The organism is Methylomonas sp. MED-D (assembly GCF_050276835.1).
GTDB classification, from domain to species: Bacteria; Pseudomonadota; Gammaproteobacteria; order Methylococcales; family Methylomonadaceae; genus Methylomonas; species Methylomonas koyamae_A.
Map to the genome: position 1 here is coordinate 2,786,112 of NZ_CP189965.1, position 13,823 is coordinate 2,799,934.

13 protein-coding genes, 1 tRNA gene and 1 pseudogene are annotated in these 13,823 nt (G+C 52.4%); 2 read left to right on the forward strand and 13 right to left on the reverse strand.

The genetic code is table 11. The features are described from left to right. Nucleotides 1–22: 22 nt before the first annotated feature. On the forward strand, nucleotides 23–1,090 hold the full coding sequence (locus ACQE3E_RS12285; protein WP_427500586.1) for a glycosyltransferase: 1,068 nt from the start codon (nucleotides 23–25) through the stop codon (nucleotides 1,088–1,090). After that, nucleotides 1,087–2,214 carry an FAD-dependent oxidoreductase gene (locus tag ACQE3E_RS12290; protein ID WP_427500587.1) on the forward strand — a complete coding sequence of 376 codons (1,128 nt, stop codon included), beginning with the start codon at nucleotides 1,087–1,089 and terminating at the stop codon, nucleotides 2,212–2,214. Before ACQE3E_RS12285 ends, ACQE3E_RS12290 begins: the two co-directional genes overlap by 4 nt. Here ACQE3E_RS12290 and ACQE3E_RS12295 read toward each other — a convergent pair. The 13 genes and pseudogenes from ACQE3E_RS12295 to ihfA all read right to left on the reverse strand — a co-directional run bounded on the left by ACQE3E_RS12295 (nucleotide 2,207) and on the right by ihfA (nucleotide 13,823). Beyond that, nucleotides 2,207–3,451, reverse strand: coding sequence for a glycosyltransferase (locus ACQE3E_RS12295; RefSeq protein ID WP_427500588.1), 1,245 nt, complete (start codon nucleotides 3,449–3,451; stop codon nucleotides 2,207–2,209). The two genes, ACQE3E_RS12290 and ACQE3E_RS12295, sit on opposite strands and share 8 nt — an antisense overlap. A 16-nt stretch (nucleotides 3,452–3,467) precedes the next feature. Beyond that, nucleotides 3,468–4,595: a sodium ion-translocating decarboxylase subunit beta gene (locus ACQE3E_RS12300; RefSeq protein WP_071156663.1), complete on the reverse strand. Its 1,128-nt coding sequence runs from the start codon at nucleotides 4,593–4,595 to the stop codon at nucleotides 3,468–3,470. A 38-nt stretch (nucleotides 4,596–4,633) separates the two neighbouring features. Further along, the gene (gene oadA, locus ACQE3E_RS12305; RefSeq protein WP_427500589.1) at nucleotides 4,634–6,457 is read right to left on the reverse strand and encodes a sodium-extruding oxaloacetate decarboxylase subunit alpha; all 1,824 of its coding nucleotides are present in this window, start codon (nucleotides 6,455–6,457) and stop codon (nucleotides 4,634–4,636) included. Nucleotides 6,458–6,512: 55 nt separating this feature from the next. Continuing rightward, nucleotides 6,513–6,752: an OadG family protein gene (locus ACQE3E_RS12310; RefSeq protein WP_064029716.1), complete on the reverse strand. Its 240-nt coding sequence runs from the start codon at nucleotides 6,750–6,752 to the stop codon at nucleotides 6,513–6,515. A 287-nt stretch (nucleotides 6,753–7,039) separates the two neighbouring features. Continuing rightward, complete coding sequence (locus ACQE3E_RS12315) at nucleotides 7,040–7,507, reverse strand: peroxiredoxin (RefSeq protein WP_313730222.1); 468 nt, start codon at nucleotides 7,505–7,507, stop codon at nucleotides 7,040–7,042. A gap of 4 nt (nucleotides 7,508–7,511) precedes the next feature. Then, nucleotides 7,512–8,036 (reverse strand): glycine cleavage system protein R, encoded by a 525-nt coding sequence (locus tag ACQE3E_RS12320; RefSeq protein ID WP_071157051.1) that lies wholly within the window; start codon nucleotides 8,034–8,036, stop codon nucleotides 7,512–7,514. An 83-nt stretch (nucleotides 8,037–8,119) separates the two neighbouring features. Then, complete coding sequence (gene pgaD, locus ACQE3E_RS12325; protein ID WP_313730221.1) at nucleotides 8,120–8,560, reverse strand: poly-beta-1,6-N-acetyl-D-glucosamine biosynthesis protein PgaD; 441 nt, start codon at nucleotides 8,558–8,560, stop codon at nucleotides 8,120–8,122. Continuing rightward, complete coding sequence (pgaC, locus tag ACQE3E_RS12330) at nucleotides 8,557–9,894, reverse strand: poly-beta-1,6-N-acetyl-D-glucosamine synthase (protein WP_313730220.1); 1,338 nt, start codon at nucleotides 9,892–9,894, stop codon at nucleotides 8,557–8,559. Before pgaC ends, pgaD begins: the two co-directional genes overlap by 4 nt. An 18-nt stretch (nucleotides 9,895–9,912) precedes the next feature. Next, complete coding sequence (gene pgaB, locus ACQE3E_RS12335) at nucleotides 9,913–11,826, reverse strand: poly-beta-1,6-N-acetyl-D-glucosamine N-deacetylase PgaB (RefSeq protein WP_313730219.1); 1,914 nt, start codon at nucleotides 11,824–11,826, stop codon at nucleotides 9,913–9,915. 477 nt (nucleotides 11,827–12,303) lie between these two features. Continuing rightward, nucleotides 12,304–12,785: pseudogene (locus tag ACQE3E_RS12340) on the reverse strand (type I restriction endonuclease subunit R); the annotation flags it as partial. A gap of 269 nt (nucleotides 12,786–13,054) precedes the next feature. Beyond that, nucleotides 13,055–13,131 (reverse strand) — tRNA-Pro (locus tag ACQE3E_RS12345). A 58-nt stretch (nucleotides 13,132–13,189) separates the two neighbouring features. Continuing rightward, complete coding sequence (locus ACQE3E_RS12350) at nucleotides 13,190–13,543, reverse strand: MerR family transcriptional regulator (RefSeq protein WP_064029728.1); 354 nt, start codon at nucleotides 13,541–13,543, stop codon at nucleotides 13,190–13,192. Further along, on the reverse strand, nucleotides 13,527–13,823 hold the full coding sequence (gene ihfA / locus ACQE3E_RS12355; protein WP_426993711.1) for an integration host factor subunit alpha: 297 nt from the start codon (nucleotides 13,821–13,823) through the stop codon (nucleotides 13,527–13,529). Before ihfA ends, ACQE3E_RS12350 begins: the two co-directional genes overlap by 17 nt.

Here is a 13,823-nt window from a genome sequence, read left to right on the forward strand (position 1 = left end):
TTTCTTATGTAAGCGCCACTATATGCAAAACGACGTCATTGACGACCGTTATGCTAGGCTTTATGAACTGCCAAAAGCATTAGCATTAAGCGGGCACGATATCCGGGGAATTTGTCTTGGCTACCATCGTTGTACTTCCGGTCATTTTATACATATAAAAAATAATTCGAGTTCTTTAGAGTGGCATAGCTTCGATGCCGGCAGGTTAATAGCCCCCGGTTTGCCGAGATACTTTGCCAACACATTTTTGCTTATTAAGCAATTTAAACCGGATATTTTATTGGGTAGCTCTGACTGTCTTCATGCCGTTATAACCGCTCTATTCGCCCAACTTTTTAAGATACCCTATTATCTCGATCTTTACGATAATTATGAGAGTTTCGGGCTGGCAAAATTACCGGGACTTTTGCCTTTATATCGTCTGGCGATAAGAAACGCCGAAGGCATTAGTTGTGTCAGCGAACCGCTTGCCGATTATATTCGGCAACGTTACCAGCATCGCAACGTCATCACGTTGGAAAGCACGATCGCTGGCAATGATTTTTTTCCACAGGATAAAGCTTTATGCAGGCAACAACTTCATTTGCCTACTCATGCAAAACTAATTGGCTTGGCCGGTTCGCTGGACAGAAATCGCGGTGTCGATTTGCTCTACGCCGGTTTTTTGCAATTAGCCGATAACGACGGTTCGGTTCATTTAGTGTTGGCCGGACCAACTGACCTTAGCTGCCCTATCCCCAATCATCCGCGCGTTCACTATTTAGGTCTATTGCCGCATCGTCAAATTAACGGCTTTTATGGCGCGATTGATTTGGCAATAATTTGTCTGCGCGATAGCGAGTTCGGCCGATATGCCTTTCCGCAAAAGACCTACGAGATTCTCGCCACCGAAACGCCGATTTTAGCCACGAATGTCGGCGCGGTTGGGCAAACCTTTCGCGATCACCCGGAATGTTTATATACACAGGATGATCTGGCCGACTTCTGCAACAAGGCTTGTTATTTATTGGACTCCGGCTATACAGTTCGCCTGACGATTCCGAGTTGGGCAGACCAAGCTCGTCGCCTTATCGAATGGATTAACTCATGATAGCGGATATTCTCATCGTTGGCGCCGGGTTTGCCGGCGCTGTGATTGCACGGCAGTTGGCCGATAGCGGGCGGTTTAACGTGAAAGTGATTGACCGACGCGACCATATTGCCGGCAATGCGTATGACCCGATTAGTCCGGACTTGAGTTTACGCGTTCACCAATACGGTCCGCATATTTTTCATACCAACGACCAGCGGATTTTCGATTATCTGTCGCGATTTACCGAGTGGCTACCTTATCGACATCAGGTTCAAGCCTGGGTCGATGACGTAGGTTATGTGCCTTTGCCTATTAATCGAACCACCATTAACCGTGTTTATTCGCAAAATTTCGCGAATGAAGGCGCGGTCAGAGCGTTTTTAAACTCGTTGCGGATTCCCTATGAAAACCCAAGTAACGCGCGACAAGTAGCGGAAAACGTATTCGGGCCGGATTTAACCGAGTTATTTTTCGGCCGTTACACACGTAAGATGTGGGATTTGGATTTAACGGAATTACCGGCCGAAGTGTTGAAACGTTTGCCGATACGCTATGACGACAACGCAGATTACTTTAACGATAGTATTCAGGCTATGCCGGCGGATGGTTATATCGGCCTGTTCAAAAAGCTATTGGACCACCCGGCGATTTCCATTGTTTTAAATTGCGAATTCGATAAAGCTATGGAACACGAGTATTTCCACGTATTCAATTCGATGCCGATCGATGTTTATTTCGATGAATGTTTCGGGCGCTTGCCTTATCGGTCCATCAAGTTTGAGCATCAATTGGTAGCGAAACATCATCAACCGACACCCACCATAAATTTTACCGATGACGGACGTTATACCCGGCAAACCGACTGGCGTTTATATCCTGGTTGTAATTTAGGCGCCGAACAGGTGTTGCTGACCAAGGAAATGCCGTGCCGCGACGAGGACAATCGTTTCGAGCGCTATTATCCGGTTAAGACGGTATCCGGCGAGCCGCAACAGTTATATAAGCGCTATAAAGCTAAAGCGGAACAACTGAAGCATATGACCTTTATCGGCCGTTGCGGCCAATATATTTATTACGACATGCATCAAGTGGTCGCTAATAGTTTGAAAATCGCCCAAGTTTTCTTGGCGAGGGCTAACTAACCGCATCCATACTTACAATCGGAATGAGTTTCTGGTAAACCGTCGCAAACGTCTCGGAAACCGCTTTCCAATCGTATTTACTCGCGGTGATTTTCCCCGCGTCACTCAATCGTTGACGATATTGCCGATCTTGAATCAAGGTCGTCAGGGCTTCGGCCAATTGTTCCGGACAATTAGGCTCAACCAAAATACCGTTCACGGCGTGTTCGATCACTTCGCCGATACCGCCGGTTCTGGTGCTGACCACAGGTACCCCAGCCGCCATGGCTTCCAGCAATATAACGCCCTGCCCTTCGGTATCGCCGCTCGAATCGACTATCGACGGGGCAACAAATATATCGGCATTTGCGTAGTGGTCCGGTAACTCGTGGTTCGCGATTCGTCCGAGAAATGTCACACGGTGCGAGATGCCCAAGCGTAGGGCTTGCATTTCGAGCGCTTGCCGTTCCTCGCCATCACCAATAATCCTTAGCTCGACTCGCTGGTGCAAGTCATTTGGCAGCCGGGCGCACGCCATGATTAAATCGGCCACGCCCTTCTTTTCGACTAAGCGACCGATAAACAACACCACGTATTTTTCGGGATGACTTTTATCGGTCACTATCGGTTTAGAAACCGCCGCGAAGCAGTCGAAGGGTATGCCCATCGGTAAAATAACCGCACCGCGATGCTTGCAAGCCACTGCTCCGGCCGTCGCCTGGGTATTGCTAGTCCAAGCCGATGCCTGCTGGACGGTCCAGCGCTTTATCGCCGCCAGCCCAGGCCCAGTTAATCCGAACGCATCCGCACCATGCGCGGTGACTAACACCGGGATCTTAAACAGTTTGCCTAACAACACAGCCAGTGTGCCTTGCGGAAAAATCCAATGGGCATGAAGCAACGTGGGTTTATCACGGACGATTTCTCTGGCGGCGCGGAAAAACATCGCCGCGATGAATCCAGGCACCTGAAAAATCAGCGTCGGTCTAACTCGCAGATTTGGCAATATGCCAGAACCGTACGCCAGCGCCTGTTTACGTCGATTGAAACTGTAACGAAAATGCTGGAGGGAAACGGCGGAGTCGTATGAACATTGATCCGGATGATCGGGTGCTAACACCCGAATATCGAAATTTTGTTTGGCAAGCGCTTCGGCCAAGTAGCGTAGAAAAACCGATGCACTATCGTTTTGGTAGCGCGGGTAGCTTGAGGTTAGCCAAAGAACACTCGCCTTTCGAGCCTCGGCTTCGGCTGTCATAAAATTGGTCAGACTATCAACGCACCAAACTCAACAACACACCGGCCGCAACCGCAGAACCAATCACGCCAGCCACGTTCGGCCCCATCGCATGCATTAGCAGGAAATTGTGCGGGTTGCTTTCCAAACCGATTTTGTTGGCTACCCTGGCCGCCATCGGCACCGCCGATACCCCCGCGGCGCCAATCAGCGGATTGATTGGCGTACTGCTGAATCGGTTCATGATCTTGGCCATGATGACGCCGCTGGCGGTACCGATCGCGAACGCGATCGCCCCCAAACCCAGGATGCCCAAGGTCTGGACTTTCAAAAAGGCTTCGGCGCTGAGTTTGGATCCGACCGACAAACCTAAAAAGATCGTGACGATATTAATCAATTCGTTCTGGGCAGTCTTGCTCAAGCGATCGACGACACCCGAGGCATTCATCAGGTTACCGAGACAAAACATTCCGACCAGCGGCGCGGCCGACGGCAGCAGGAAGGCAGTTAACACCAGTAGCATCAAAGGGAACACAATTTTTTCGGTCTTGCCGACGTTACGCAATTGCTGCATTTCGATCCGGCGTTCGGCTTCACTGGTCAGCGCACGCATGATCGGCGGTTGAATCAACGGCACCAGCGCCATGTAGGAATAGGCGGCGACCGCGATGGCACCGAGTAATTCCGGCGCCAATTTAGACGCTACGTAAATCGCGGTCGGACCGTCGGCGCCGCCGATAATCGCGATCGCGGCGGCTTCCCGCAAGCTGAATTGCATGCCTGGGACCGCATTCAAAGCCAACGCGCCGAACAATGTGGCGAAGATGCCGAATTGAGCGGCGGCCCCCAGAAATAAGGTTTTGGGATTGGCCAGCATCGGGCCGAAGTCAGTCATCGCACCGACACCCATGAAGATCAACAACGGAAACACGCCGGCTTTAATGCCGTAATACATGTAGTACAAGATACCGCCCTCGTCTATCATGCCGGCGGCTGGAATATTGCTCAGTACCGCGCCGAAACCGATAGGCAGCAACAACAAGGGTTCAAACCCTTTTTTAATGGCCAAATACAGCAATAGAAATCCGACCGCCATCATAGCGACCTGCGATCCGGTCGCGTTATAGATGCCGGTGTTTTCCCACAATAGTCTGATATTTTCCATGGAGCTCTTGATTGGTTCGCTAAAGGCCTGACGAATATTTACAACGTGACCAGGATGTCGCCGACCGCCACCGAGTCGCCCTGCCTGACGTTGACGGCGCTAACGATGCCGGCCACCTTGGCGCGAATCTCGGTTTCCATTTTCATGGCTTCCATGATCAACACCACGTCGCCTTCCGACAAATGCGAACCGACGTTGACATTAACTCGCAATACGACGCCGGCCAGCGGCGACTCGACCACGCCCTTGCCGCTGACGATGGGCGCGGTAGCCGCCAACATGGGTCCGCTTTCGTCGATGACCAATTTGCTGGCAATCGGCTGTACAACGATCTCGGCCGCGCCGCCGCCCGGAGCTACCACCACGTGGAAATTCTTGCCGTCCACGTTGACGGTGTAACTCTCAGTCGGGCTTTCGGAGCAAACCGGCGCCGGTGTCGGCGCGGCGGCAACGACGGTGGACTCCGCGCCCGGAACGGGTTCGAACGCGGCCGGGTTGCCTCGGTTTTGAATGAACTTCCAACCAACTTGAGCGAACAAACCGTCGATCAACGCATCTTCCTCGACATTCTCGGCCAATTTGACATTTTCGGCCGCCGCCTTGGCTTTAACTTCGGCGATCAGTTTGTCCATTTCCGACTCCAGCAAATCGGCGGGCCGGCACGTGATCGGCTCACCGCCATTCAACACTCTGGCCTGTAATGCCTTATCGACAGGCGCCGGCGTCGCGCCGTACTCGCCTTTCAATACCCCGGCGGTTTCCTTGCTGATGGTTTTGTAACGTTCGCCGGACAGCACGTTCAACACGGCCTGAGTACCGACAATTTGCGAGGTTGGCGTTACCAAGGGGATGTAACCGAGATCCTTGCGAACCTTGGGAATCTCGAGCAGTACCTCGTCGAAACGATCGGAAGCACCCTGCTCCTTCAATTGACTTTCCATATTGGTCAGCATGCCGCCGGGTACCTGCGAAATCAGGATGCGGCCGTCCACGCCTTTCAAACTACCTTCGAATTGCGCGTATTTTTTACGGACTTCCCTGAAATAATCGGCGATACGTTCCAGCTTGACCAAATCCAGGCCGGTATCGCGCTTTTGACCAGCCATCATCGCCACGACCGTTTCGGTGGGGCTGTGACCGTAAGTCATGCTCAGCGACGAGATCGCGGTATCGACGTTATCGACGCCGGCCTCGATGGCCTTGATATAGGTCCCGACACTCAGGCCGGTGGTGGCGTGGCATTGCATATGAATAGGAATGGCCACGGCCCGTTTCAATTTGCTGACCAATTCGTAGGCGTCGTAAGGTGTTAGTAAACCCGCCATGTCCTTGATGCAGATCGAATGGGCACCCATGTCCTCGATCTGTTTGCCCAGTTCGACCCACTTTTTAATGGTATGCACCGGACTGGTGGTATACGAAATCGTGCCCTGGGCGTGAGCATCGGTATTTAGAACGGCTTTGACGGCGCGTTCGATATTACGCATGTCGTTCATCGCGTCGAATATCCGGAACACATCGATACCGTTTACGACGCAACGCTCGACAAATTTATCGACTACATCGTCGGCATAGTGCCGATAGCCTAGAATATTCTGGCCGCGAAACAACATCTGTTGCGGCGTGTTCGGCATGGCTTTTTTGAGCAAGCGCAAACGCTCCCAAGGATCTTCGCCCAAATAGCGCACGCAAGCGTCGAAAGTGGCGCCACCCCAAGACTCGAGCGACCAGTAGCCGATTTGATCCAACTGCTCGCAGATCGGCAGCATATCCTCGATACGCAACCGGGTTGCCAGAATCGACTGATGGGCGTCTCGCAACACCACCTCGGTGATTCCCAGGGGCTTGATAACCTTTTCCACTCTCTATCTCCTAATGACTTTTTTGGGTCGTATATCGATGCCTTTTGGGCAAGGCTTATGCTTTTCGATGTTTCTTGCGGTATTGATGTACCGCCGCCGCAATGGCGGCAACCACGGCTTTGTCACCGCTTTGAGCGACCGGAGCATCCGGATACTGAGCCGGCAGTTCCGGAAAATAGCGTTGGATAAACGCCGACATTAAGCTGATCGCGACGATCAGCATGGCCAAAAATGCGTAAACCATGCCCATGCCAATCAACATGACTTCAATTCCGGAGGTCAGCATTTCGTTCATGTTTGGTGTCCAAATGATTAATATGTCACGGCATTATCGCCAAAACCACCCGATTAAACAATCTTAAGCGGGCCGCGAGCTAGGACGGGCAATGGAACGAACGCTAGAGCGGGCGCGGCCTAGCGCTCGTAAGAAGTTGAAATCAGGCCGGAAAACCTATCGGGTATCGGGCGTTCCAACTAAGCGGCGGCAGATCGCTTTTTGGGCGGCAATCGCGCGAATTAACCCAACGGGGACTTCCCTAGCGATTCCTTAAACACCTAGGGAGGGCCAGCTCGACCGGGGAATCAGGCCAGACTTTCCAAATAGGCCAAGACTGCCGGGATATGCGTTTTGACCTGCACCTTACGCCATTCCTTCAGCAATACCCCGTTTTCGTCGATGACGAAGGTGCTGCGTTCGATGCCTAATACTTGTTTGCCGTACATATTCTTGGTCTTGATCACATCGAACAAACGACAAAGCACCTCGTCCTGGTCGGCCAGCAGATCGAACGGAAATTGTTGCTTGGCTTTAAAGCCTTCGTGTACTTTAACGCTGTCGCGGGAAATCCCGAAGATCACCGCATTCAATTGAGAGAAGCGGTCTATATTATCGCGAAACGCAATACCTTCCTGAGTGCAGCCCGGCGTATTGTCTTTGGGATAGAAATACAAAACCAGTTTCCTACCCCGGTAGTCGCCGAGACGAATGGTTTTATCGCCGGTGGCGGCAATTTCAAAATCAGGAACAGGGGCGCCAATAGAAAGAGTCATCACGTTACCTTTTGATAGGTTCCAAAATCGCATCGATATTCAAGGTGTCGCAGAAATCCAAAAACTCTTCCCGCAACGACAGAATCCGCACGTCCGGCGGAACCAGCAGCACGAAACGGCTGGATAGAACCGGATTGTTGAAGAACGGCGCTTGATGGCGGCTGGCACTCACTTCCTCGATCGTGATGCCCCGCTCCATCAAAAACGCACTGACCGCGAACAACACATCGTCCTTATCCACTGAAATGGTTTCCAGCGTATAAGGCACGCCCTCAATATCCAATTTGCCGTCCTCGGGCCTCAGATAACTGATTTGCAGGTTGAAACGCAGCTTGACGGCATCCAGCATGCCTTCCAATTTGGCGATATGATTCCAGTTGCCGGATATCAATAAATAGGCGGAACTCAGTTGGGTCAGATTAGCGGTACGCAACTCGATCACCGTGCACTGACAGGCACTCAATGCCGATAAAATTTCCACGATGAAGCCGCTAGCCTTGTTGCCTAGCGCCGAGATTGCAAGCTGCATGGTCATTGATCCTTAAAAACGGGTCTTTACAGTGTAGCATCAAGCCCTGTCCGGACAAAAGCCACCCGCGCCGGCTGGTCGATTCAAGGACCGTTGTTGATCCGGGTAATGACGGCGTGGTCGTCGAAATGCACGGTCAACTTATTACCCGTACGCGCTTTGCTCAACAGCTCGACGTCGACTTTGAAGGCGGTGGCCAACTGCGAGTCAGTCACCGGCGGCGGCCGATGCGGCGGACGATGCGCACGTAGCCAAGCCAGATAGACCGTCCACACCAACCAAAGCAGCGCTATGACCAATATAATTTCGGCATAGAGCTGCATCAGCTCCAACAGGGTTTTGTAGCCGCCGAACCAGCGGATTTCGTCGGACAGACTCTTCAAACCCATCAGCCAGGCCCCAAGCGTGAATAAGGGTGTCAAGAAATATAGCCACAACAGCCAACTCGCGAGCGCCAGCAGCGCCGAACCAAACTTCTGCCGCACGCTTTGCAGGTGCGGCTGATTGATGATGATATCCTTCATTTGCGCCGCAAACCTCTGTCCAAGGTGACCCAGACCGCTCGTTGGCCGCGCTTCTTACGCAATGCGCTGATGCAGCCGTTGATGGTCGTGCCGACATTGATCAACCAATACACGATCGGATACCAAATCATCCAGTAGTAATGCTGCGCGGACTGGCCGTTCTGGCGCTCATAGCGCGCATCGATCGCCAGACTCACCCCAAATTGGATCAGGCAGGTCACGCACAACAGCATGCTGGTCCAATGCGGCGACAGGTCCTCCAGAGCCTCGGCCGGCTGCTGGGCGGAAATCCATTGCCAGGGCACCCAAGCCAACATGCCCACGACCAAAAACGCCCAGCTCAGACTAATGCAGCATTCCAGGTATAAAGGCCACATACCGCGGCTGCGCCAGTTAAACAGCGAGCGAAAATAGCGCAGCATCACCTCGACGCCGCCTTGCGCCCAGCGGCTACGCTGTTTCCACAAGCCCTTCAAGGTCTCCGGCATCAGCACCCAGCATAAGGCATTCGGCTCGAAGCGTATCATCCAGCCGGCCAGTTGCAACTTCCAACTGATGTCGATGTCCTCGGTCACCATGTCCGGACTCCAATAGCCGACATCGTGCAACGCGGACTTGCGAAAGCCCGCTATCACGCCGGAAATCGTAAAGATATGTCCGTAAGAGCGCTGCGCGCGCTTGATCATGCCGACGATCGCCGAAAATTCGCCGACCTGAATCTTGCCCAGCAGTGTCGAGCGATTACGGATGCGGGGATTGCCGGTCACCGCGCCGACGTTCGGATCTTCCAAAAAATGCCTGACGATCCAGGCGGTGGCGTTAGGCGCCAATAGCGCGTCGCCGTCGATGCCGATCAGGATTTCGCTGTTGGCCAACAAGGCCGCGGTGCGCAAACCCACGGCCTTGCCTTGGTTGCTGGCCAGATTCACGACCCGCAGCTTAGGATGTTGGTCGGCCAACTCGTGCAGAATTTCCAAGGTATTGTCCTTGCTGCCGTCGTTAATCGCGATGATTTCGAAGTTCGGGTACTTCTGGTGCAGCACATATTCGATGGTCTCGCGGACGTTCTCGCCCTCGTTGTAACAAGGGATCAGAATCGACACCGGCGGGTATTCGGCCAAATCCGGAACGTCCGACCAAACGCTACCGCGCTTGCGTTCCCAACGCCAGTAATACAGGATGCCGCCCAGCATCCAGACGTAGGCCATCAGCAACGGATAGTAAAATACGAAGCGCGACAACCATTCGTCGATGTGCTCCCAAGGTAAGTCTTGCAAACGTTCCTGCAACAGCAGTTTCCAGTCAATCAGCTGTTCGAACCACGGTTGAGACATGATGTCATCCATAAGGGCTTATTCCTTCCTGGCGACCGGAAAATACTTCTTCAATTCTTCCAACTTGGGCTGGTCGTGATACAGGTTATCCGGGTAATAGCCGATGTGCTTGGCGCCGTTTTTTTTCAGAATCTGAAATTGTTCGCCGAATACCGCCATCGGGATGTCCTGCTGTTTTTTCCAATTCACCGTTTGCAGTTCGAACACCATTTTGTCTAAGCCGCCAGGCACTTGCGCGGTTTTCTGCACCAATTCCGTCAACCATTGCTTGGGATTCTCGGCATCTTCCATGAACGGCATCGCCTCGATCGCCACATAGTCGTAATGCTTCATAAAGGCCGGAAACGATTGGGCATACCACTCCTCGCTATACGGCTTCAACAAAGGCAGCGAATAAAAATTGCGCGCGGTCGAAATATAGGGGCGGTAAAAGCGCACTCGATCGGTCAAATAGTCGGTGAACTGGCCGATCAACTCGGTCTTGTGTTGCGCCCAGCGGAGACGCAGTTCGCTGGAAGCGTGGAGTTTGTCGAATTCGGCCGGCAATCCCCAAACGTCGCGGGCAAACTCCAATGCCTGGGGCGACGCATCCTCGAAATCGGACAGAATGCCGTCGTCATGAAACAAAATACCGTTGAAATCGCAATGCTTGGCCAAGTCCTCGTAAATTTCGCCGACGAATTGGCGAGCTTCCGGGTTGAACGGCGACAAGCGGGTGTAGACGTGCCGAGATAACTGCGGCTCGCCGTCCCGCCACTCCTTAACATACCACTTCAACGGCACGTCGGCCTTGTAGGCCATGATCGGCATCCAGGCGTAGACCTTGACGCCGGCACGCTTACGCAATTGAAACGCCACGTAATTAAACATATCCCGGCGTACCGGCAGGTGCCGATTCGGGAAATACAATTTATCGGCGTTGCCGTCGCCATCGGGATCGGAATAGGCTTGTAGATAAACAGTATTGGCGCCGCTCTGCGCGATCCGTTCGACCAACGCGCTCAAGTTTTTGGCGGTCTGCTCCTCGTCGTCGTCGTAGATATAGTCCATGTCTACATGCGCGACCCGCAACTCTCTCCCCACGCGTTTTTTGGTGACGATTTCCGCGAATTGTTGAACATTGGGATCGTCAGCCAACATCATCCGTTTCATCGCGCGAACGTTGGCCAGCGTGTTCACCCCGTCGTCCAAACCCATCGTCAATGACATGCCGGCCATTTTGGCGGCTTCCAGCGCGATAGTGTTGTATTCGCCGTAGGGCCATACCATCACACGGGGCCGCTGACCCAATACCTGCAACAGTCGCTCCGAACTCTTATTAAGCTCCTGAAACAGGCGTTTTCGATAATCCTCGTCTTTTTCGTACTCTTCGTATTCGCTACTGTAAAGTCTGGACGTGACGGCGCTTTCTTCACTACCTTGCGGATTGGCGACCACGCCATGATGCAGGTCGTAGCTATGCGAAGCGATCTCGACCAAACCGCTGGCCATCACTTCGCGAACCTGGGCCGCGCTCATCAGCGGAATATTGTTGTGCGAGGCTTTTTGATCCAACCACGAACCGACCACCGCCAACGTCGCCGGATACTTGTACTTTTTCAACAAGGGCAAGGCTCGGGTATAAAAACTCAAATAGCCGTCGTCGAAGGTCAGAATCACCGCCTTGCTGGGCAGCGCCTTCTCACCGTGCTGGGCATCCACTAAATCCTGAATGCTGATGACATGGTAGTTGTTCTTTTTCAGCCAGGCGAAGTGGTCTTCCAGATGGGTTTTGTTGACCGCGATCCTGTCGAACGGCGGCACTCGCTCTTCCTCTTCCAGAATGTCGTGGTAATTCAAAATCAGAAAGCCGGCATTGCCGACATCGGCAGCTCGGCCGACCACGGAATACAGGCAAAGCGCTAAAAAAATCACGCGAGCAAAAAAACTCATATCCATTTGATAACAAGAGGGAAATGTCAGAATAGCAGAGATTGCCGGCGGCGGGATCGCGCCGGATTTGGACTGCGGATTTTACCTGAAACGCAATTTTTAGCCTGTTTTAATTTAATAACAGAGGTTCCGCAGGTTCCGTCAGACAAAAAGAGCATCAAGCTGAAAGTAGAGCTATCAGCCAGTGATCGTCAGAAGCTACTAGATTACTTGGCAGTCATTGGCGAAAACGATCCCAGCATCATCAATGAACTCCTCGGGTAGTGCAGTCAGGATGCGACAACCATGGCAGCGGCGCTAAGCCGTGCGGAACATGTTTTGAACATAGAATACGAGGTCACAACCGGCTTAGTGCAATGTTCAAGCTGTAAACAATTAGCCGGCGATGCTTGTCAGTTTAGCAATTGGCACCTCGTGGCCGATAAATGGCGGCGCTGCTGAGACTTCGCCCCACTCCAGAAACCGGAAGCCTCGGGACTGAATGACCAGTTTTTCGTTTTGGTCGGTGATTCCGCGAAATTGCTTGTAGCGTTGCCAGAGTTGGTCTGGGGGCAAAAAGGCATCCAGGGTGAATTCGGTTTCGATGTCTTCGTTAGGAGCTGGGACTTTGTTGTGTGCGGCAAACGCATCGCCGTTGGAGCTAAAGGCGCTAGGCACTTGCAGGATTTCGGCATAGCCCAAAGCTTGTTGCAGACCGTGGCTGACGGTGTGGTTGTTGTCTTTGACTTCGACTACCGCAACGGGCACGCCGGGTTCTCACTACAGCACATAGTCGGCAAATTTCTTTTTTTTCTTATTGCGCGAGGAAACATTGCCACGAACGACGATGGGGCCAGGGGTTAGAGTTACTTCGCGGCGGATTTGTCGGAGGCGTCCCAGCCGGCGTCGCGGATAGCTGGAGTGATGAAAAGGTCGCAGATGTCGGTTTCGCTGAGGGCTTTCTTTTCGTTTTTATCCATAAATCAGGAGTCCTATCTAACGATTCGGTTGGCCGAATAGTATAACGTTAGAGTGGCTGAACGTAGATATTGCCAGAAAATTTGGTAATCAGGCCGGGATTAGTTTGCAACTAATTTGGATGACCAGGATTTTAACCAAGTCCGGCTAGAGCAAAGAGAGTAAGTAGCTTTCCAGTAACGATCAGTCGGCAAGCATTGAAAATTGTTGTACCGAAATGACAATTCTGAAACTTATAGCAACCACATGCTTTATAAGTAGTTGATTTAATTGGTCGGGACGGCGGGATTCGAACCCACGACCACTTGCCCCCCAGACAAGTGCGCTACCAGGCTGCGCTACGCCCCGAAAAGAAATGCTGATGAACTAAATTAGCCGGTTATTGTAGCACGGCTTTGCCGATTGATCACTTCAAAAGTTCTAAAATATCTTCCAGTTCGCTTATCATCTGGTGGATAAGCTGCTTGGTCCTTAGCGTGTCTTCCTTGGCGCTACCGCTGGCCAGATGCGCCCTGGCGCCGCCTATCGTGTAGCCTTGCTCGTACAACAGCGCTCTGATTTGCCGTATCAGCAATACGTCGTGTCGTTGGTAATAACGGCGGTTGCCGCGGCGTTTTACCGGACTGAGTTCGCTAAACTCCTGCTCCCAATAGCGCAATACGTGGGGCTTAACCCCGCATAGTTCGCTAACTTCGCCTATCGTGAAATAGCGCTTCGCCGGTATAACCGGCAACTCGTTGTTATTACTGGGTTCCAGCATAGGCTTCCACTCGGGCTTTCAGTTTCTGTCCGGTTCTGAACGTCACGACCCGGCGTGGAGTAATCGGGATTTCTTCTCCGGTTTTAGGGTTACGGCCCGGTCGGCCGTTTTTGTCTCTCAGCTCGAATTTGCCGAATCCGGAAATTTTCACTTGCTCCCCGGTCTCCAGGCAACGTTTAATTTCTTCGAAAAACAATTCGACAATTTCCTTGGCTTCTCGTTTGTTCAAGCCTAGGTCTTCGAAGAGTCTTTCCGCAATGTCTGCTTTGGTTAATGCCAC